The sequence below is a fragment of the Colwellia sp. 12G3 genome (assembly GCF_002836775.1).
GTDB lineage: Bacteria > Pseudomonadota > Gammaproteobacteria > Enterobacterales > Alteromonadaceae > Colwellia.
Window position 1 is genome coordinate 36,818 of the sequence record NZ_PJAQ01000010.1, and the last position, 22,604, is coordinate 59,421.

The window sequence follows — 22,604 nt, forward strand, 5'->3', positions numbered from 1 at the left end:
TAACAGCTTGATAATTTAGCTATCAAAACAGAAAAAGCGCAGAGTAATCTGCGCTTTTTATTGGTTATACTTTTACATTAGTCTATGGCACTAGAACTTAAATTCAGCGCCAGCATAATAGAATGCACCATTAAATCCAAAAGGTGCTGAGCGACGTGAATAAGTAAATACACCAGGGCTACTTACTACCACATTACCACTTGCATCTTCTATTGTTCCTGAACGTGAATTACCTATGGTATTTTCATCCGGGTAAACATCAAACAAGTTATTACCACCAATGTTAAATGATAAGCTTTCAGTAACTTGGTAATTGATACGTAAATCTGTCAGCACTTCAGCGCCGTAAGTTTGTCGACCACCATCAGTAACGGTATATTCACCATAACGGTTAAAGGCTAAATTAATACTCAAATCACCTAGAGTATAAAAACCACTCAAGCTGATACGGTCTTGTGGTTGCCACTCTTCAATGATTGAAATAGCTTGCTCAGAGAAGACGTCACTAGGATCAACCCCACCAAGTGCACTACCTGTCGGCGTATAAATACTTACTACGTCTGTCTCAGTAAAGTTTGCTGCTGCAGTTAAGTTAAAGTCACCGCCTAATAGCTCAGTATTCCATGTCGCAATAATATCAATACCTGTAGTTTCAGTATCTGCACCATTAAGGAAAAACTGACCAGCACCAGCGCCTGAGGCAATTAATGCCGCATCTAAAGCGGGTGATAAACCTTGCCCCAGAGAGTTACTTAATACGATACGATCTTCAATATCAATTGAATACCAATCGACGGTTAAGTTAATGTTATCTGTGATATTAATCACAGTACCTAAACTTAAGTTGGTTGCTTCTTCTTCCTTTAATTCAGGAATACCGACCGCTTTGGCTAGGTTTGAGTCATTACGAAAAGTGCCCACTTGTACGGCAATTTGATCGCCACCGGGGTTATTCGGATCGTTTTGGAACTGAGTGCTAATGTTATCAGTGTATAGCTGCTGCATTGATGGAGCACGGAAACCAGTACTCATAGCACCACGAATCGCGATTGCTTCAGTAATTGACCAATTAGCCGCTAGTTTAAAGTTAGTACTGTCACCAAAACCTTGGTAATCATCATAACGCACGGCACCAGTAACAATTAAATCTTCAGTCACTTCAGTTTCTGCATCGACATAAAATGAGATGACATCACGGGTTTCGTCTACCGCTTGCATCGGCGCTGTGCCACCAAAACCTTGAGACCCAGCAGAGCGATCATCGGCGTATAAACTATTGCCTTGTGCATCAGTATCGTAGTCGCGATATGAGTATTCATCACCTGCAGTGACTATAAATTGATCGGTTCTAATCTCTGCGCCCATAGCGAGTGAAAACAAATCAAAGTCTTGAGTATAATCAAGGTTCAATGTTTGTAATGATAGCTCTAGCCCGTAAGCTGCTGCTTGACGTGGAATAGACGCTCTAATCTCATCAGCACTCAAACCCGAGCTATAACGTAATGAATTTGCATAAGAAGAGTTAATGGTATCGCTAGTAATATAGTCAATATTGTTCTGACCATAGGTGTAAGAAAAGTCTAAGCTTGAGCCATCCGAAAACTGTGTTTGGTAACCCAAGTTATAAGAAATATCTTGTATGTCGGTATTGATTTTAGGTAAAAATCCAGCAGGAATAGTTGCATCACCATCTTGAAGTGGGGCATTACCACCATTATTATTGTTATGACGGAAAAATGCGGCAGACTCATTATCTCGATTTGAGTAAGTGAGGAAACCATACAATTCACCATCACCTAATTCATAGCCGGTATTAATGGTTAAACCAAATTGGCTCGAATCAGCATCACCGATCCTAAAGGTTGAGCGACTAGCGGTAGCTTCTCTAGCATCACCTAATAATACATTACCATTAGCCAAATCAGTACATCCTGAAAATTGGCATGAGCCATGTAATCCAGCGCGATTTGTATAACCACGGTCTCTAAAATTGAGGGTAGTATTTAAGTAACCATTATCTCCTAAGCTAAAGCCTTTAGTAATGTCGACATTAGTTGTTTCACCGTCACCTTCTGAATATTCACCATAAGATACCGCTACTTTACCGCCTTCACTGGCATCGTTCAGCACGATGTTAATGACACCCGCTATAGCGTCAGAGCCATATTGTGCCGCTGCACCATCACGCAATACTTCGATGCGTTTAATCGATGCTGCTGGGATAGCATTCATATCGGTACCCGCTGTGCCACGACCAACAGAGGTGTTTATATGAATTAGACTGGCTTGGTGTCGACGTCGACCATTGATTAATACTAACGTTTGATCTGGTCCTAGCCCTCTGAGTGTTGCTGGACGTAAAGCATCGCTACCATCACTGATGGATGAGCTAGAGAAGTTAAATGATGGAGCGATAGCTTGAAGCATCCGACCAACTTCTGTTTGACCAGTGTTGGCTAATGCTTCTGCGGATAAAATATCTACGGGTACAGGCAAGTCTTCAGCGGAACGACCGGCAACCCGGCTACCAATAATAGCTATTTTTTCTACTTCACTTTCTTGTACTTGAACTGCTTCTTGAGCTAAAGCGGTTTGACTTGCTGCTCCGAGTAAAAGTGGGATTAGCGCGGCGTTCATGTTTTTATGTTTCATTGTTATATCTCTCTTGTTATGTGAATCAACTTGAATGCTCAGTTGACCAGAGATATTAACAACAGCGACTAGACCCGAGCCATTTAGTAATTTTTTTAGGCCAGCGTTAACAGGATAATACCCTTTTAATGCATTTGCTTGATGTTGCTTGGTCAAATCAAATGAAAATATAATCGTTTGATTGGCCTTTTGGGCAAATGCAATTAAGGCTTTATCAGCTCGTTGTTTATTAATATCAAAGCGAATGAAATCTTCAGCACTGGCATACCTTGTTGGTAATAGCATCACCGCTAAGGTGAACGTTGCTAACAAGGCGTGACTAACCGAGATTTGATTCAGACGAAATTGCTTTCGCCAACTGTGCAATATTAATAAACAGCTAAGCAGGGGAAATCCTCTAATTTATTTATAATTTTTTATTATCTTGTTGCATGTGTAATGAAATAGCCAGTAATAAATACTGGCTATTGGTCTAATAAATAAAGATAAAGCTTAAAAGGAAATAGGGGATTAGTTAGCCGAAGTAAGCAAAATAGTACCATCAGAACTTTTATTGAAATTGATACCAAAATTACTCTGTAATGAAATAAGGAGACCATCAATGTCACCGGCTTTAAAATAACCGGCAACATGTATTTCAGCGAGTTCACTATCGATAATCTTAAAGTGACTGGTGGTGTAGCGACTAATTTCAGCAAGTGCAATCGATAGAGGCTCACCCTCAAAAATAAGCATGCCTTGTTGCCATGCTAGATCACGATGAATTTGATCTAAAGATACTTTTTCTATCGGTGTAGTATTAATTGAGGGGGAATTATCGGTTATTACCGCCTTTTCACCAGAAACAACTAACGTTGCCTCTAAAGTATCAGATTTAAAGGTAGTACGAGCTTGCATTAACGTATTTTTAATATCAGTTACCGGCATGCTTGCTTTGGTAATTAATACCTTACCTTCAGTGACAACCAATTCCATTGCTAAGCTATCATTCTTTTGAACATTAAAAATGGTACCGAGTGCAGTAAATGATTTTTCACCAGCGGTGACCGTGAAAGGACGGCTTCTATCTTTAGCCACATCAAAACGGGCTTCGCCATTTACTAAAGTAAGCAAGCGATGTTTGGGGCTATATTCAACTTCGATAAGGCTGTTGGTATTTAATTGGATTTGTGACCCGTCTTGTAAGGTAAAACTTGTTTGTTCACCTATTTGAGTTTTTAAGGTGTAAGTTTGGGTTAATTGTTGTTCGTTAAACGAAGGTAAGTAAGGTAAAAAAGACTCATTGACTAGTGTATTAGCGCCAAGAAGCGAAATAATGGCAAAACTTGCAGCAATTGCTATTGCTGACCATTTATTTCGTTGACTTTGACAATTCGCCTGTGCCAACGGAAATAAATCACTTAATTCATTCAGTACACTTAAATCATCCCAATAAGAAGCCATCTCAAGTAGAGCACTGAGATGATGAGGTTTTTGTTTACACCAATCGACAAGTTGTTTTTTTTCAGGATTACTTAGGCCTCGGTCCATACGGCTGATCCAAAGACAAGCGAGTTCTTGGACATTATCATCATCTTGCTGTTTATTATCTGTACCAAATAACTGGCTGACATTACCCATGCTTATTCTCTATTTCCTGAATTTTTTCTTACTTGGTTGCTATGAACTTGGCGTTCTTTTTTTGAATTTTTAGTACATTGATCTTGGTTCATTCGTTTTATATACATTGCACTTTTTAGCAAACCTTGTGCTATATGCTTTTCTACGGTGCTTTCACTTAAATTTAAATACTTAGCAATTTCTTTTTGGCTTAAGCCATAAACTTTCTTTAGTATAAAACATTTACGCACTGAACCCGAGAGTTGATCGGTCGCACGACAAAAAAACAAAAATTGCTCTTTACTTTCATAATCGTCTTCAACGTTAACGCTAGTTAATTGAACAGGTGGCTGAGAAAAATCCTCTAGCGAATCATTATATTTATTATCCCATAGAGCTACATGATTTAGCGCAAGATTTTTTGCGGTTTTAAGCATATAGCTACGCACATATTTAATTTCTTGCTTTAAATCAGCCTCATAAGTTTTCACAAAAGTTTCTTGAACAATATCCTCAATATCGTCAGGTTTAACGATATGACTAATCAAGCGACCCATGTTTCTTTTAGTGCTAAGAAATAGGTTTGTTAATGTTGAGTTTCGTGTCATCCATGTTTGCCTAATACTTTTAGCTTGAATCGATAATACGCATTAGGTTGAGTGAATGTCTAACCTTAATCACATCTTTTTACTTTAACTTAAACGCTAGGCAGTTTATAAAGAGTTATTATTTATTATCGCCATAAAGGATTCAAGCTTGTCTATATTGTCCCCCGATAGAACTTTTTTTGATAATTCACGAGTGAATTATCTGTGTTTTAGCCTCTTGCTGTTGTGTTGTATTACGAGTATTAAAGCAAGAGCGGCTAAGTTAACTATTACTGATAATCTCATCGTCCGTGAGATCGATGATAAATCGGTTGAACAGGGTTTTTTGTCGAAAAATCAAGTATTCAAGTTAGTTCAAGGACAACATGCTTTAGTTGTTAAATATAAAGATGTTTTCGAAGACCTAGAGTTTGCAGAGGACAGGCTAGTAAAATCTGATTACTTTGTCGTTAAGTTTACCGTCGAAAATCAGCAAGAACTGTTGCTGATGACAAGTGAAATTAACGATTTGGCTACGGCAGAGCGTTTTGTTAAATCACCCGAATTACGTTTGGTCGATGAACATCAACAAGATGTTGTATTAGAACTAGAAAAGTTAAGTGATTATGCATTGGCCAAACAGGTAACTAAAGTGGTTAATACGTTATCGACTCCAACAGTTATGTCCCAAATCAATAGCAAAACAACGACGAACACTGAAAATGAACAAGCTTTTACCTCCCAAGTTATCAATTCAGTTGATACGGTTCCTATGCTGAAATACTGGTGGCAAAAAGCTAACAAAGGTGAAAAAGACGAGTTTATTGATTTTATTAATAAAAATAAGGAACTAAAGTAGAAAGTTATACTCGTTAATAGTACATTCAACAGGTTTATCTAAGGCGTTATATGAATATGATATCTTTTACTCGTTCACCAAAAAGTAGTCAATTAAAATGCAAGCGTATTCAGACTTGCGTTACATTATTGGTCTGTTTATTGTTCCCAACCATAGCTTCTGCTTTTGAAGAGACAGGGATAGAAGTGTCGGGTCAGGGCAGTGTTGTAGTTACACCTGACCAATTTTCGTTAACGTTAACAATTACCGAACGTGGTAGATTACCCAGTAAATTAAAAGCTTTAGTCGATAAAAAGAGTAATTCAGTCATTAGTGCAGCTAAAAGCCTTGCCGTAAAAGAGAGTAACATCTCATCTGCTCGTGTTAATTTACGAATAGTAGAAGAAAAACCATCAATTCAAGTTCAAGGTGTCGAGCTTAAAAGGGCCAGACAAGAAAGTATTTATATTGATGGACAAAGTATAAATCAGCAAACAAATCATGGTATTGAGCATAAGCAACCGTTATTTGAATTAAGCCGTCAAATAACGGTTGGGTTTAATAAGATAGATGAGTACGATAGCTTTTTAGCCCAAATAATTAAAATCAATGTAAGTCACATCTCCCCGCTTTCTATGAGTATTTCAGATCGAGATGAGTATTATCAACAAGCGTTATTGAAAGCGATTAGCCACGCAAAACAAAAAGCACAACGGATGAGTAAACAGGCGGGACATAACTTAGGCAAGATAATGTTGATTAAAGAGCTTTCGAGTAATAATTATCGACCAATGTATGCTGAGGCAATGATGAGTGATGCAAGCCCAAGAACACATTCATCCTTAACGGGTAGCCAAGACATAACAGCACGGGTTTTGGTTAAATTTAGTCTTGAAAATAGATAATTAGGTGATAAATGTCATTAGTTAAGCCAATTATTAGAGAAAAGCTTTAATTGTTGTGTGATTTTAGGTATGTTAGCGCTTTTTATTATAGCATTATCTAATGGTGGTTATTGATGAGTAATCAAGATGAGTTTTATCAAGAGTTATTAGGGCAAACTAAAGCGCTAATAAGTGATGAATCTGATATTATTGCTAACATGGCTAATATTAGTGCTTTACTGTTTGAACGCTTAACTGAGGTTAATTGGGTAGGTTTCTATCGTCTGATTGAAGACGAGTTAGTACTAGGTCCTTTTCAAGGCAAGGTTGCTTGTATTCGAATCCCGCTAGGGAGAGGTGTTTGCGGAACATGCGCATCATCAGGTACAGTTCAACGTATTGCCAATGTGCATCAGTTTGATGGTCATATTGCTTGTGATGCGAGTAGTAATTCAGAGCTGGTTATTCCGATAACCGTTGCAGGAAGAGTTATTGCTGTTTTAGATATAGATAGCACAGCGTTTTCACGTTTTGATTTGCAAGACGAAAAAGGCATTATGTCGATAGTTCAAGTATTCGAGCAGAATATATCTGTTTAATATGATGCCAAAGTGTCATCAGTTATAATAAATAGTGATATAGAAAAGTGAAGGTTTAATGAAAGAATTTGTAGTAATTCATGACTATTTAGTTACCCAAGAAATTGTCGGTGACTGGGATGGCCAGGAAGAAGAAGTTGCTGAGAACATGAATGAATTTTATCATACCATGTACGACTTAGCTGAAGAAGATATTGAAACGGAAGTTTTAGAGCAGTTATTAGCACTCATTTGGGATACCTGGATAGGCCAAGAAGAAATTGCTGATATAAGTACAGATGATATATATGATTGGTGTAAGCATGTGATTGATAACCCGGATCAACATCTCCAATCTGAAGAGTAAAGAAAGATAAACATTGGCGCTATTTTCTTGCTAGAGTGAAATCTTGTTGAAAAATGAAGTTAGCTTAATTTAATTTAAATTGTAAAAAAAAGTGTAGTCATGGAAACTGAAATTAAACGTACAAGTACGAAAGACATTATTGCTTATTTAACTGAAAAATTCCCTGAGTGTTTTTCAATTAAAGGTCCCGTTAAACCGCTTAAAATTGGTATATTCCAAGACCTAGCCGAGAAGCTTAATGATGATGAAACGGTTAGTAAAACTCGTTTGCGTCAAGCATTAAGACATTATACGAGCAGCTGGCGTTACCTTAAAGTTATCAAGGTTGGCAATTCTCGTGTAGACATTGATGGTAAAGACGTTGCTGAGATTGACGAAGAGCAAGCAACTTACGCAAGCAAAACGCTTAAAGAGAGCCAAGAAAAATTTGGTAACAAAAAAGCGACAGACAGCGATAGCAAAAAGCCTTATAAAGGTAAGCCTAGCTCAGCAGAAGCCGATACTACTAAACCGGCAGATAAAAAACGTGAATCAGCTAAATTTAAAACAGTGAAGTCAACGGCTAAAAAAACTGTTAAAAAAGAAGTAGAGACACTTAAGCCTGTTGAATCAGCTACAATAAAAGTAGGTAGTAATGTTAGAGTTCAGTTAGGTAATTCACCAATGAAAGCTACTATCACTGAAATATCAGGTAAAGATATCAGTGTACAACTTGACTCTGGCATGGTTATCAAGACTCAACTACAAAATATTTACTTATAGAAAGTAAAAAAGTCGCCATTATTAGGTTTGGCGGCTAGGCCTAACAAAACTGTTAGGTCACATAGAAATTGAATAGGAAGTTAATGCATGCAAAATTTTTGTCGTATCGCTCTCGCCGTATCTTTATCGTTAGGTTTGTCAGTCAGTACTCTTGCGTTTGAAAAACCAAATACTCCCAAAGAACTCCCTGTACTCATGCCTGAAACTCAGCATGCTACAGCAAGCAAGCGCATTACGGCTCGATTTACTCGTGCACACTATAAGAAAGTAACCATTGATGATGCCTTGTCAGGTGAAGTATTTGATCGCTTTATTAAACAACTTGATTATGCTCGGACTGTTTTTTTAGCAACGGATATTGATAACTTCCAAAAATACCGCCTAGAGTTTGACTCAGTATTGACACGTGGCAAGTTAGACATCGCTTATGATATTTTTAACCTAAATTTACAAAGACGTTTAGAGCGTTATGAATATGCGGTTAGCTTGTTGAATGTTAAAGAAGATAAAAACCCTTTTGATTTCACCAAAGAAGAAGTTTACTCTTTTGACCGCGAAGAAGCTCCTTGGCCTACAAGTAAAGCTGAACTCGATGAATTATGGCGTTTAAAGGTTAAGTCAGATGTTTTAAATTTGACGCTAACCAAAAAAGAATGGCCAAAAATCAAAGAAGTATTAACTAAGCGCTATAACTATGCGATCAAGCGATTAAAGCAGAGTGAAAGTGAAGATGCCTTTCAGTTAGTCATGAATAGTTTTGCTCGTGTAGTAGAGCCACATACCTCATATTTATCTCCGCGAAATGCAGAACGTTTTCAAGTTGACATGAATTTGTCGCTTGAAGGTATTGGAGCTGAACTGCGTTCAATTGAAGATTATACTGTTATTCACCGTATAGTTACGGGTGGACCGGCAGATAAGTCAAAACAACTTAAGTCAAAAGACCGTATTGTTGGTGTTGCCCAAGGTGAAAAAGATTTTGAAGATGTTATTGGCTGGCGCTTAGATGACGTCGTCGAACTAATTAAAGGCTCTAAAGGTACTACAGTACGTTTACAAATATTGTCAGGCGATAGTGATGACGAAGCTAATGTTAAAGTTGTTTCCATTGTTCGCGATATTATCAAATTAGAAGACAGAGCGGCAAAATCTGAAGTTTATTTAGCCAACCCAGATGATGCTGATAGTAAAAAGCTGGGTGTTATAACTATTCCAAGTTTTTATAATAATTTGTCAGAAGATGTAAAAAAAGAAATCGCTAAGTTAAAAGAGCAGGAAGTTAAAGGTATAATTGTTGACTTACGTGGCAATGGCGGCGGTTCATTAAGTGAAGCAACGTTATTGACGGGCTTGTTTATAGATAAAGGTCCTGTTGTTCAAATTAGGGATGGTGCAAATCGTATTCAAGTTAATAGTGACCGTGATGGTGTTAGTTTTTTTGATGGTCCATTAACGGTAATGGTTGATCGTTATAGCGCTTCAGCCTCTGAAATTTTCTCTGCAGCGATTCAAGATTATGGCCGTGGCGTCATCATTGGAGAACATACTTTTGGTAAAGGTACTGTACAGCAACATCGCGGTTTAGGTCGTGTATATGACTTGTATGAAAAACCTTTAGGTAGTATTCAATACACAATCGCTAAATTTTATCGCATTAATGGTGGCAGCACCCAACATCGAGGTGTTTTACCTGATATCTCTTTTCCTACCGCGGTAAACCCAGAAGACTGGGGTGAAAGTAAAGAAGAAAACGCATTACCTTGGGATCATATTGAACAGGCAAAATACACACCATTGAATGAACTCAATAAAGATATTGAGTACTTAAGCTCACTGTATCAACAACGGATTAAAACTAATCCTGAATTTAATTACTTGCTCGAAGATATTGGTATTTACCAAGCAGAAAAAGATGATAAAACCATTTCATTAAATCTTACTAAACGTAAATCTGAACGCGAAGAAAGTAAATCTAAACGTTTAGTGCGTGTTAATGCGCAACTTGCTCTTTTAGGCAAAGATAAAGTAACCGATTTAGATGATATATCTGATGAACTTGATGATTTAGACCCATTTTTAGATGAAGCAGCTCGCATCACCTTTGATTTTATATCATTAGGTAAGATTGCTAAAAAATAGTAAATATCAGCATAAACAAGCCGCCCATAGAGGCGGCTTTAACTTATCTACTTTTATTAACAGCTAAAAGTACGAGACTAAAACCCCATAACAATAACTATAATATAGGCTAATCCTTTATGTCTGAGTTAAACCTCCCAAAAAAACCAAGTATGCTCGATGCAAGCATTCCCGTTATCACATTAATCTGTTTACTCACCTTAGCCGTATTTTATTTTGGTGATAACTCATCTTATGGCCCAAATCAAATTGCCTTACTTATAGCGATGGGTGTTGCTATTATTGTTGGTGTGAAAAATGGTCATAACTGGCACTCTATCGAAAAAGCTATTGTTAATGGCATCTCTCTTTCGCTTGGTGCAGTATTAATTTTATTAGCCGTAGGGTCACTTATTGGTACTTGGTTATTATCAGGCACTGTACCAACAATGATTTATTATGGTTTACAGCTATTAAATCCTTCATGGTTTTATGCTGCTGCTTGTGTCATGTGTGCGATTGTATCAATGAGTATAGGTAGTTCATGGACTACAGCCGCTACCATTGGTGTTGCGTTAATTGGTATAGCTCAAGGGTTAGGTTTATCCCCAGCAATTACTGCCGGTGCGGTTATTTCAGGGGCTTATTTTGGCGATAAAATTTCTCCTCTGTCAGAAACAACCAATTTAGCTCCGGCTATTGCAGGAAGTGAACTTTTCGCTCATATTCGTTATATGTTTTGGACAACAGCACCTTCGATTATCACTGCGCTTGTACTGTTTATCATTATTGGACTTAATGAAACCATTACGGTGAATAATGACAGTATTGATTTGTTAAGCTTGCAGTTAGCAGAACAATTTAATATATCGGTCTTTAATTTAGTACCGTTATTGGTTTTGTTAACCCTTGCCATTAAAAAAGTACCGGCATTTCCAGCGGTTGCCATTGGTGCTTTAATTGGTGGTATTTGGGCATGTGTTTTTCAACAAGAGTTAATCGTCCGTTTAGGCGGCGAGACAGATGTGATTACAGCGAATGTTAAAGTGATCTGGACCGCATTTTATGATGGCGTAGTGATTGAAACGGGTAACAGTCAGCTTAATTCACTGCTCAGTGGCGGCGGTATGTCTTCTATGCTTAATACTGTATGGCTTATCATGTGTGCATTAAGTTTTGGTGCGGTATTAGAGCATTTAGGGATGTTGAAAAAATTCGTTGATGTTATTTTAGCTTCTGCTAAATCTACAGGCAGTTTAATTGCCAGCACAGTAGCTACTTGTATTGGTACTAATATACTTACCGCTGATCAATACATGGCTATTGTTATGCCAGGTCGTATGTATAAAGAAGAATACGCGCGAAGAGGTTTAGATCCATTAGTACTAAGTAGAACACTAGAGGATTCAGGTACTATTACTTCTCCACTGATCCCTTGGAATACCTGTGCGGTATACATGTCAGGCGTACTATTAGTTAGTCCACTTGATTATATGTTCTATTGTTTCTTTAACTGGATTAACCCTATTCTTGCTGTTATTTATGGTTTTATTGGCTTTAACATCAAGAAATTGACTAAAAAAACCACTGAAGAAACATCTCTAACAGCGAAAGCTTAATTTTCATATTCTAAGTAAGGCCTTACTATGTCATCTACTTTAGCAGACACAGCACCACGATTTTTAGCGGACTACCGCCCAGCTGATTTTACTATTAATACAGTACACTTAACTATTCATTTAGAAGACACCTGTAGCCAAGTTGTAAGTGAATTAACAATAGAGCGACAGGGCGATGATAAACAAGCCTTACAACTTAACGGTGAGCATTTAACGCTCGTGTCACTTGTGCTTGATAACCAAGCGTTGAGTAAAGATCAATATCAGCTCAGTGATACGTTATTGACTATTCCGGCAAGTAGTTTACCTGATAGCCGTAATTTTACCCTGACTATTACTACCGAGATTAACCCACAAGAAAATACCGCGTTAGAAGGTTTATTTAAGTCAGGAGATGCTTTTTGTACTCAATGTGAAGCTGAAGGCTTTCGAAGAATTAGCTATTATCTTGATCGACCTGATGTCATGGCAACATTTACCACCAAAGTGGTTGCTGATAAAAGCTTATATCCTTTTTTATTATCTAATGGTAATAAAGTGGCAAGCGGTGAATTAGCCAACAATCAGCACTTTGTTACCTGGCACGACCCCTTCCCAAAACCTTGTTATTTATTTGCCTTAGTTGCAGGGGATTTTGATTTACTTGAAGATAACTTCACTACAGCGTCTGGGCGTGAAGTTGCACTTGAGATATTTGTTGATAAAGGTAATTTGGTCAAAGCTGAACATGCCATGGTGTCATTACAAAAATCAATGGCGTGGGATGAAGAGACTTTCGGTCTTGAATATGATTTAGACATATACATGATAGTCGCAGTAGACTTTTTCAATATGGGTGCAATGGAAAATAAAGGCTTAAATGTCTTTAACTCCAAATATGTATTGGCAGATAGTCAATGTGCAACAGATAGTGATTATTTTAATATTGAAGCTGTTATTGCCCATGAATATTTTCATAACTGGACAGGGAACCGTGTCACTTGTCGTGATTGGTTCCAACTGAGTTTGAAAGAAGGCTTAACTGTTTTTCGAGATCAACAATTTAGTGCACAAATGCATTCAAGTGCAGTGACGCGTATTCAAAATGTGCGTTTATTACGTTCACAACAGTTTGCTGAAGATGCCGGCCCAATGGCGCACCCAATACGCCCGGAAAAAGTCCTTGAAATGAATAATTTTTATACGCTAACCGTGTATGAAAAGGGCTCTGAAGTTATTCGTATGTTACATACTTTAATCGGTGTAGATAAATTCAGACAAGGGATGGATTTATACTTTTCTCGCTTTGATGGCATGGCCGTTACTTGTGATGACTTTATCAATGCGATGAGTGATGCAAGTGGTAAAAATTTATCTCAATTCAAGTTATGGTATAGCCAATCTGGAACACCGGTGATTAAAGCACAAGAGGCTTTTGACCCAGAAAATAACGTGTATACATTAACATTGTTACAGCAATCACCGGTAACTAGAAATCAACAAGACCCACAAGCATTACACATTCCAATTAAAATTGAATTAATCAGTGAAAATAATGGCAAAACACCTCAAAGTGAGTTGTTAGAGTTGACTCAAACGGAGCAAAGTTGGCAGTTTACTGGTTTTACTAATAAACCAATTCTAGCCATGCTTGCTGATTTTAGTGCACCAGTTAAGCTGATTTTAGACCAAGATGAGGCCAGTTTATTAACGGTTATGAAAAAAGCGGATAACAGTTTTTGTCGCTGGGATGCAGGGCAGAAATTATTAATGTCCTATGTACAACAATTAACTTTTGATGCCAATTATGTTATCCCTAAAGCGATAGTGAATGCCATAACTGAAATGCTAAACAGTGGTGGTGATCATGCTTTTATCGCCGAGCAATTATCATTACCTAGTTTCGATGAAGCCGCGAGTTTGATGGTAGATATTGATCCAATCGCTTTGAGCAAGGCTATAACAGCGCTTGCTACTTTTATAGCTCAAGGTGCTCAACAGCAATTACTGGCTAGTTACCAAGCTTGTCTGCAGGAAGACTTATCGCGAAACGCTGTTGCAAATAGGGCACTTAAAAATGTTTGTTTAGAATACTTAAGCCTTTTACCTGAATATCAATATTTAGTAAAAGAGCAATACCAGCAAGCGACAGACAATGATGATGTTTCCAAAGAAAATATGACGGATAGTTTGGCTGCATTAACCTGTAGCGCAAAAAATAATTTAGCAGACTTAAATAAACAGTTAGCGCACTTTGAACAAAAATGGCAGCAAACTACACTAGTGATGGATAAATGGTTTGCCCTTAATGCTAGCGTGGTAAGTGAGGATATATTTTCTCAACTAGACAACTTATTAGAGCACCCGCAGTTTAGCTTAAAAAATCCTAATAGAGCGCGTTCCTTAATTGGTGCTTTTGCAATGAATAACCCCAAGTACCTTCATTGTCAGACAGGACGTGGTTATCAATTTTTAGCTGAACAAATTGCTAAATTAAATGAGATTAATCCACAAGTTGCATCAAGACTGATCACACCGTTAATTCAATACAAAAGTTTTGCTCCGTCACACCAAAAGTTAATGAAGGCAGAGTTAGTTAAATTACAAGCGTTACCGAAATTATCGAACGACTTGAAAGAAAAACTTGATGCTGCCTTAAATGACTAATCTAACTATTTACTAGGTATATCACTTTAGAGTAACGTGCTTTTATTATTGATAAGCACGTTACTCGTAATGATGCCCGTTAACACTTAAAAACATGAACTATTACTTCTCTATCAAAATTACAGCTAATGAGTTTCTTCCTTACTACCAAGGGACAGTTCAAAATGTTGTCGTCAGAACAACCCAAGGCGTTAAAGTTCAATTTCCTGCTATACACTTGCGAAAATACGTCACGGCAAGTGGTATCCAAGGTGATTTTTGTTTACAAACACAACAAAACAAATTTTTATCTTTATCAAAGCTGAAATAATTTTACTCAATTTTGATGAAATAGAGTAATCACTTGAAACGCTGGTCTGACCATTTAGCTTACCTATCTACAATGACAAATTAAACAAATAAGCGTGATTTCATCAACTTATAAAACAAAGAGCGTTTTGTATCTTTCTTGTTTCAAACGCTAGTTTTAAACGTGACATTTAAACGCAAGGGTGCTTGAGTGCAAGTCCTTAAAATATAGCGCTTTAACTCACACCTTTACGCTTGCTACCTAAGTGAAATGATGTAATTATTGTTGCCGTTAGATAAATAATATAACAAAAACTAACTTTTGATTACATTAATGTAGATGAACTGACAGTGATATATATTTTTACCATCATGTTCTAAACAGGGGAGAGAATAGATGAAAAACAAGCCTCAACATGGCTTTGCCAAAAAACCTTTAGCTGTAGGTATTGCTGCTGCGCTTTCAATGACACTGCTAACCTCGATGGTTAATAGTGCTCAAGCAGCAAGATTTGAGTTGGGTGATGTAGAGATCAGTTTTGATTCTACCTTTAGCCTTGGATCAAGCTGGCGTACAGAAAATAGAAACTGGAATGACAATATCGGTAAGTCTAACAATGCCAACAGTGGCCTTGATTTTGGTAACTATTCAATATTTGCACCCGCGCCGTCTAAAGAAGATATCTGGGCGCAGGGCGCTGGTGGTTATTCCACTAACGGCGATGCTGGTAACTTAAACTACAACGCTGGTGAAAGTTTTTCAAAAATATTTAAAGGTGTACATGAATTAGATATTCACTATCAGAATGTTGGTGTATTTGTTCGTGGCATGTACTTTTATGACATGGCTATGATGGATGATGACAGAGCAGCATCTAACGCGCTTACCGGTAACGTTTTTGACCCGTGTCGAGATAGCGAAGCCAAAGAGCAAGTTTGTCAGGATGTTCGTTTATTAGATGCTTATGTTTATGGTGATTTTGAAATTGGTGAAATGCCTTTCTCAGTGCGTCTTGGTGATCAAGTCATTAGCTGGGGGGAAAGTACCTTAATCTCTCACGGTATTAGTGAAATAAACCCAGTTGATGTTGCTCGTTTACGTGCTCCTGGTGCTGAAATCAAGGAAGCTTTTATTCCTTTTGGCGCCTTATGGGGCTCTCTAGGTATTACAGAGAACATTAATATTGAGGCTTTTTACCAATACTCTTGGGAAAAAACCATATTACCACCACCAGGTAGTTATTTTTCTACCAACGACTTTGCTGGTGACGGTGGACAATATAATAACGTCCAGCTTGGCTTTGGTGGTAATCCTGATATGAATTTAGATTACTTAATAGCAGGTCTAAATGAAATTGGTGAAGTTGCTAAAGTCGACCCTGCTACAGCAGGTTCCATGTATGCTGCTTATGCAGGTAATCTTACCTTAAGAGCGCCAGGCTCTAAAGCTGAAAATGAACCTGATGACGGCGGCCAATATGGTTTGCGTTTATCTTGGTTTATACCGGCATTGAATGATACTGAGATCAGTTTGTATCATGTCAATTATCATAGTCGTCGTCCTATCTTCTCAGGTGTTACTGCAGACTTTCGTGCTGAGTCTATCGGTGGTGATATTGGTATGTTAGCAACGACGACGATTACCGAAGATAACTATTCAGATTTAAATAGTTTCTCACGTGTTGAACTTGATTATGTAGAAGATATCAAGATGTATGCGATGAGTTTTAACACGACATTAGGCACAACCGCCTTTGCTGGTGAAGTGAGCTATCGTCAAGATGAACCAATGCAAATTGATGATGTTGAATTACTTTTTGCCGCAGTACCTCAGCAAGTTTATAATTCAGGTAACCCCGCTGGTGCCGCTTTAGATGGTATTTCGCAAATGGTTGACCCGAGTGGTAACCCTTATGGTTCAGGTGAATACGCAAACGGCTATATACTTTCTGATACCATGCAAGCCCAAATGACCTTAACACATTTGTTTGGCCCTACCTTAGGCGCAAGTCAATTTGTTGGCTTGGTTGAAGTGGGTGGTATCAATATTAATGATATGCCTGAGCAAAGTGAATTACGCTTAAATGGTCCTGGTACAGCACGTAGTGCTGGTATTACAAGTGCACCCGGTTTAAACGAAGCCATACAAGGTGGTGTTGAGTCTAACCCATTCCCAACTGAGTTTGCTTGGGGTTATCGTGCAGTAGTGAAACTTGACTACACCAATGTTATCGCTGGTATTAATATATCACCTCGCATTGTATTCGCACATGATGTTAGTGGTATTACACCAGACCCATTGTTTATGTTTATTGAAGGCAGAAAATCAACGTCACTCGGCTTAAAGTTTGATTATCAAAGTCGTTGGTCTGCAGATTTGAACTACAACAGTTTCTTCGGCGGTGTTGGTACCACAAATAAGATGGAAGATCGTGATTATGTATCTTTCAGCGTAAGTTATTCAATCTAATTTAAGGCATAAATCATGAGAATTAACATGAATAAAGTCACATTATTATCATTGACCATCTCTATGGTCTTATCGACAGGTGCTTTAGCTAAAATACCTGCCGAGCAAGCGGCAAAATTGTCATCTGAATTAACCCCTTTAGGTGCAGTGCGAGCAGGCAACAAAGATGGCTCAATCCCAGCATGGACCGGCGGTATTACTAAAGCACCGGCAGGTTACACTGTTGGCGATCACCATCTTGATCCGTATCCAAATGACAAAGTTAAGTTTACTATTACCGCAAGTAACATAGCTGATCACAAAGCGTTATTAACACCAGGTCAAATCAAGTTATTTGAGACCTATCCTGATACCTATAAGATGAATGTTTATCAAACACATCGTAGCGCTTCATATCCTGAGCACGTTTATCAGGCAGTTAGAGATAATGCGACACGTTCAGAGTTAATTAAAGAAGGTAATGGTATTATACAAGCTGCTGTTGGTATTCCTTTTCCGGTGCCAGCAAATGGTTTAGAGGCTATTTGGAATCATACCTTACGCTATCGTGGAGAAGGTCTTACACGTCAAGCAGGTCAAGCAGCACCAACAGCGTCAGGTAGCTTTACTTATGTTGGTTTAGAAGAATCTTTATTATTGCCATACAGTATTAAAGGTGCCTCACCAGAAGCGCTTGAAGAAAGTAATGTTTTGTTTAAATTTAAACAGAAATTAACAGAGCCTGCTCGTCTAGCTGGTACTGCATTATTAGTCCATGAAACGATGGATCAAGTTAAAACACCTCGAAAGGCATGGACTTATAATACCGGTCAGCGTCGTGTTCGTGCTGCACCTAATGTTGCATATGATGCACCAGGTACCGCGTCAGATGGTTTAAGAACCACAGATGATTTTGATATGTATAATGGCGCGCCAAATCGTTATAACTGGACATTAAAAGGCAAGCAAGAATTATTGATCCCTTATAATGATTATCGTCTTCATAGTGATAAAGTAAAATATGAAGATATTTTACATGCAGGTCATATTAATCCAGACTTAGTGCGTTATGAAAAGCATCGTGTTTGGGTAGTTGAAGCTAACCTCAAAGAAAGCACTCGTCATATCTACAAAAAACGTGTCTTTTATATTGATGAAGATAGTTGGCAAGTTGCGGTTACTGATATTTATGATAATCGTGATGAGCTTTACCGCGTAGGACAAGCACATTCAATCAATTATTATGAAGTCCCAACGCTTTGGTCAACATTGGATGTGATGCATGATATTCAATCACGTCGATACATAGCCATCGGGTTAGATAACGAAGCGAAAATGTATGACTTCTCAGAGAAACTTAATGAGGGAGACTTTACTCCCGCAGCATTAAGACGTGAAGGTCGTAGATAATCAGTAATAATAAAACGGCTGACTCATGTTAGCCGTTTTTTTTAGTGCTAAATTTAGTATTTACTGTCTTTATGCTTAATTTAGTTTTACATTTATTTTTATCATTAGAAAATCAAAAGAGTGGTGTTATGCGTTCATTAGTTGCTTTTGCAGTTATTTTTTTTATTTCCCTTTCTCAAGTTTCATCTGTTTATGCTGAGAGTAAACCTTCTACTATCGATATCACAACGCCGGCCACTAAGTCAGCATTAGCAAGTAAATCTCTATTATTAGATATTTCACCTATTGGTGAAGAAAAGCTAGTAGCAGTTGGACAACACGGACATATTTTACTTTCCAGTGATGGCGAGCAATGGCAACAAGCCAATGTTCCCGTACAAGTTACTTTAACAAGTGTGTATTTTTTAAATGATCAGTTAGGTTGGGCTGTTGGTCATGATGCAACGATATTACACAGTCAAGATGGGGGACTTAACTGGCAAGTACAGCAATATTTACCTTCACTTCAAAAACCTCTTTTAGATGTGTTTTTTAAAAATGCTAAGCAAGGCATAGCTGTTGGTGCTTATGGACAGGTTTTTCGTACGAATGATGGCGGTTCCACTTGGCAAACCGAGTTTCATCAAGAATTTTTGTTAGCGGATGATATTGAGTATCTAACTGAAATGAAAGCTGAAGATGAAGCAGCATACCTTGATGAGATTTCATTTATACTTCCTCATTTTAATGGTCTAGTTCAAGAGGGGGATACTTTATTTCTTGTAGGTGAAACGGGTTTACTGGCTCAAAGTACTGACTTTGGTATCACTTGGCAACAATTCGATGGCTTTTATCAAGGATCTTTTTTCTCTTTAGCGCGCACAAAAAGCGGTAATATTTTAGTCGTGGGTTTACGAGGTCATGTTTTCCTAGGTGTGGATAATGGGCGTCAATGGGATGAAATTACCACAGATACTACTGCATTATTAAATGATATTGTTTTTGCAAAAGATGGACGTATATTTATTCTGGGAAACAATGGTATGTTGCTTATCAGTACTGATGATGGTGTAAGTTTTAGTTCAAAACCTCAACATGATGGTAAAACCTTAATTGCAGGTGTGTGGTTTAAAGGAAAATTAATAGCTGTATCTGATGTTGGTATTAAGGTACTTGATTTATCTGAAAAGTAACTGTGAACACCCAAAAAAATACATACTCGTTATCAAAAAAGATGCATCTTTATAATTTATACGCTATTTAAGCTTTCATGCTCAGCGGTTAAATAATGGTTACGGGTATTAAATCAAAAATATAATAAAGTTCGGAATGTATTAATATGAAAATTTCTCTGGCTAGTCGAATCGAAATAGGCCTTTTTCGTCATAAACTCCTCGTGTTAATGTTATTCGTTATCACCAGTGCTTTCTTTCTGTTTCAAGCAACACAAATTAGGCTCGATGCCTCATTTACAAAAAATATACCACTAAATCATAGTTATATGAAAACCTATCTAAAACATAGGGCAAACTTTGGTGGTGCTAATAATATTCTTATCTCTGTCTGTGATACGAATGGAGATATTTTTAATCAAGAATTCTTTAACGCCTTAAAAGGAGTGCACGACAAGCTTTTCTTTATCCCAGGTGTTGATCGAATTCAGGTAAAGTCTTTATTTTCGCCTAGTACCCGCTTTGTCGAGGTGGTAGAAGATGGTTTTGCCGGTGGGCCGGTTATTCCTGCAAACTTTCAACCAACAGCTAAAGGGCTTGGTGTTGTTAAAGGAAATATAGAAAAAGCGGGAATCGTCGGTAGTATTGTTGCTGACGATTACAGTTGTGCCATGGTAAAAGCAGCTTTATTAGAGTTTAACCCTGATACGGGTGAAAAATTAGATACGCTTGAGATAGCAGGTAAGTTAGAAAAAGAGATTCGTCAAGAGTTTGAAAAGGATAATATTAGCGTTCATATTATTGGTTTTGCTAAAATGGTTGGCGATGTAGCTGAAGGTGCTAAGGGTGTTGTGTTGTTTTTTGCACTTGCAATAGCCATTACCGCTGTGATGGTCTACATTTTTAGTCATTCCATTCGTTTAACCATTCTGCCAATTCTTTGTTCATTAGTCGCTGTGGTTTGGCAAATGGGTATGTTATCAACACTTGGTTTTGGTCTTGATCCGATGTCGATATTGATCCCTTTTCTAGTGTTTGCCATTGGTGTTAGCCATGGCGTACAGATGATTAACTCAGTGGTTAAAAAGGTAGCTACAGGGTTAACACCAGCTGCAGCAGCGCAAGCAAGTTTTAATGCACTACTTATTCCAGGTGGTATTGCCTTAGTTTCCGATACGGTTGGCTTTTTAACACTTCTCTCTATTGATATTGGTATTATTAAAGAGTTGGCTATTACCGCTTCAATTGGTGTGGCAATGATTATTTTAACTAACCTTATTTTACTGCCAATATTACTCTCTTATACCAAAATAAAAGTGAGTGCAAAAGTAGGGCAGTTAAGTGAAGAAAGCACTGTTTGGAAATTTATGGCTAGCTTTGCTACTAAAGGTCCCGCAAGAATAATACTATTTTTTACTACTATTTTATTCGTTGTTGGTTTTTACCAAGGACAAGCTTTAAAAATTGGTGAGTTACATGCGGGTGCTCCAGCGTTACATGAATCATCACGTTATAACCAAGATACATTCTTAATAACTGACAGGTATGCGATCAGTGTTGATTACATGTCGGTTATTATCGAGACAACGCCTGATGCGTGTACGTATTACGATACCATGTCTACCATAGATCGTTTTCAATGGCAGATGGAAAATGTACCCGGTGTGCAATCAGCGGTAAGTTTATCGTCAATCTCTAAACTTGTTAATGCAGGGTACAACGAAGGTAACCCTAAATGGCGAGTTATCCCACGTAATCAACAAACATTAGTACAGTCAATTGCTAGGGTCCCTTCTTCTAGTGGCCTTCTTAATAGTGATTGTAGTGTGATGCCGGTTATTTTATTTTTGGAAGATCATAAAGCGGATACTATTAATACCGTTATTGATGCGGTTAAAGTGACTGCTAAAGCGTTGGGTAGTGAACAAGTACAATTTAAGTTAGCGTCAGGTCCTGTTGGCGTTATGGCAGCAACGAATGAAGCGGTAGCCGAAGCACAACTACCCATGATGCTTTATGTTTACGGTGCTGTGATTGCACTATGTTTAATCAGTTTTAGAAGTATTAGGGCAACTTTGGTCGTTGTTTTTCCCTTATATGTCGTATCAACACTTGCTCAGTGGTTAATGACGGCACTTGATATTGGTTTAACAGTCTCAACATTACCAGTTATTGCTTTGGGGGTTGGTATTGGCGTTGATTATGGTATCTATATACTCTCAACTATGAGTAGCAAACTTAAAGAAGGCATGAATGTCCATGATGCTTATTTAGCGGCATTAAAAGAGCGTGGCAGTGCGGTACTTATTACCGGATTAACGCTGGCCATTGGTGTTTCAACTTGGTTTTTCTCTGACTTAAAATTTCAAGTAGATATGGGAATATTATTAACCTTTATGTTTTTAGTTAATATGTTAGCCGCTATTATTATCCTACCAGCACTATCAGCCTTTTTATGGGTAGATAAAGGGCATGATAAAAAATAAGAATGTTACTTCATGATTGTCGAATAAGTCAGATAGTAACCAACGAGATTAAGTAACGAAGTTGTAAAATGTTAGCTGTTATATTTTACAATGTTACTTTAAATGACAATAAGCACTTAATTAAATACATAACTGTATAATTAAGTGCTTTTTTTTTTGCTAAAATCAAA

16 protein-coding genes are annotated in these 22,604 nt (G+C 37.7%); 13 read left to right on the forward strand and 3 right to left on the reverse strand.

The features are described 5' to 3' along the window. Positions 1 to 90: 90 nt before the first annotated feature. The 3 genes from CXF71_RS04235 to CXF71_RS04245 form a co-directional block, all read right to left on the reverse strand. Complete coding sequence (locus CXF71_RS04235; protein WP_232771377.1) at positions 91 to 2,937, reverse strand: TonB-dependent receptor; 2,847 nt, start codon at positions 2,935 to 2,937, stop codon at positions 91 to 93. 225 nt (positions 2,938 to 3,162) lie between these two features. Beyond that, the gene (locus CXF71_RS04240) at positions 3,163 to 4,272 is read right to left on the reverse strand and encodes a FecR family protein (protein WP_101231734.1); all 1,110 of its coding nucleotides are present in this window, start codon (positions 4,270 to 4,272) and stop codon (positions 3,163 to 3,165) included. Positions 4,273 to 4,274: 2 nt separating this feature from the next. Next, complete coding sequence (locus CXF71_RS04245) at positions 4,275 to 4,859, reverse strand: RNA polymerase sigma factor (RefSeq protein ID WP_101231735.1); 585 nt, start codon at positions 4,857 to 4,859, stop codon at positions 4,275 to 4,277. Between the two features lie 148 nt (positions 4,860 to 5,007). On the opposite strand from CXF71_RS04245, the gene CXF71_RS04250 reads away from it, so the two are divergent. The 13 genes from CXF71_RS04250 to CXF71_RS04310 all read left to right on the forward strand — a co-directional run bounded on the left by CXF71_RS04250 (position 5,008) and on the right by CXF71_RS04310 (position 22,434). Then, on the forward strand, positions 5,008 to 5,697 hold the full coding sequence (locus CXF71_RS04250; protein ID WP_232771375.1) for a YccT family protein: 690 nt from the start codon (positions 5,008 to 5,010) through the stop codon (positions 5,695 to 5,697). A 50-nt stretch (positions 5,698 to 5,747) separates the two neighbouring features. Then, positions 5,748 to 6,581: an SIMPL domain-containing protein gene (locus CXF71_RS04255; RefSeq protein WP_101231736.1), complete on the forward strand. Its 834-nt coding sequence runs from the start codon at positions 5,748 to 5,750 to the stop codon at positions 6,579 to 6,581. 113 nt (positions 6,582 to 6,694) lie between these two features. Continuing rightward, positions 6,695 to 7,159: a GAF domain-containing protein gene (locus CXF71_RS04260; protein ID WP_101231737.1), complete on the forward strand. Its 465-nt coding sequence runs from the start codon at positions 6,695 to 6,697 to the stop codon at positions 7,157 to 7,159. A 58-nt stretch (positions 7,160 to 7,217) separates the two neighbouring features. Further along, entirely contained in the window at positions 7,218 to 7,505 is a 288-nt protein-coding gene (locus tag CXF71_RS04265; protein WP_101231738.1) for a hypothetical protein, read from the forward strand. Positions 7,506 to 7,604: 99 nt separating this feature from the next. Then, a complete protein-coding gene (gene proQ, locus CXF71_RS04270; protein ID WP_101231739.1) occupies positions 7,605 to 8,267 on the forward strand; it encodes an RNA chaperone ProQ in 663 nt (220 codons plus the stop codon). A gap of 87 nt (positions 8,268 to 8,354) precedes the next feature. Beyond that, complete coding sequence (gene prc, locus CXF71_RS04275; protein ID WP_101231740.1) at positions 8,355 to 10,406, forward strand: carboxy terminal-processing peptidase; 2,052 nt, start codon at positions 8,355 to 8,357, stop codon at positions 10,404 to 10,406. A gap of 119 nt (positions 10,407 to 10,525) precedes the next feature. Next, positions 10,526 to 12,004 carry a Na+/H+ antiporter NhaC gene (gene nhaC, locus CXF71_RS04280; RefSeq protein ID WP_101231741.1) on the forward strand — a complete coding sequence of 493 codons (1,479 nt, stop codon included), beginning with the start codon at positions 10,526 to 10,528 and terminating at the stop codon, positions 12,002 to 12,004. Positions 12,005 to 12,031: 27 nt separating this feature from the next. Further along, the gene (gene pepN, locus CXF71_RS04285; protein ID WP_101231742.1) at positions 12,032 to 14,650 is read left to right on the forward strand and encodes an aminopeptidase N; all 2,619 of its coding nucleotides are present in this window, start codon (positions 12,032 to 12,034) and stop codon (positions 14,648 to 14,650) included. 94 nt (positions 14,651 to 14,744) lie between these two features. Then, the gene (locus tag CXF71_RS04290; RefSeq protein ID WP_101231743.1) at positions 14,745 to 14,960 is read left to right on the forward strand and encodes a DUF2835 domain-containing protein; all 216 of its coding nucleotides are present in this window, start codon (positions 14,745 to 14,747) and stop codon (positions 14,958 to 14,960) included. 375 nt (positions 14,961 to 15,335) lie between these two features. Continuing rightward, entirely contained in the window at positions 15,336 to 17,408 is a 2,073-nt protein-coding gene (locus tag CXF71_RS04295) for a DUF1302 domain-containing protein (protein WP_101231744.1), read from the forward strand. A 27-nt stretch (positions 17,409 to 17,435) separates the two neighbouring features. After that, positions 17,436 to 18,797 carry a DUF1329 domain-containing protein gene (locus CXF71_RS04300; RefSeq protein ID WP_101231749.1) on the forward strand — a complete coding sequence of 454 codons (1,362 nt, stop codon included), beginning with the start codon at positions 17,436 to 17,438 and terminating at the stop codon, positions 18,795 to 18,797. A 71-nt stretch (positions 18,798 to 18,868) separates the two neighbouring features. Next, the gene (locus CXF71_RS04305; RefSeq protein WP_232771376.1) at positions 18,869 to 19,969 is read left to right on the forward strand and encodes a WD40/YVTN/BNR-like repeat-containing protein; all 1,101 of its coding nucleotides are present in this window, start codon (positions 18,869 to 18,871) and stop codon (positions 19,967 to 19,969) included. A 146-nt stretch (positions 19,970 to 20,115) separates the two neighbouring features. After that, the gene (locus CXF71_RS04310; RefSeq protein WP_101231745.1) at positions 20,116 to 22,434 is read left to right on the forward strand and encodes an efflux RND transporter permease subunit; all 2,319 of its coding nucleotides are present in this window, start codon (positions 20,116 to 20,118) and stop codon (positions 22,432 to 22,434) included. The last annotated feature ends 170 nt before the right edge of the window (positions 22,435 to 22,604 follow it).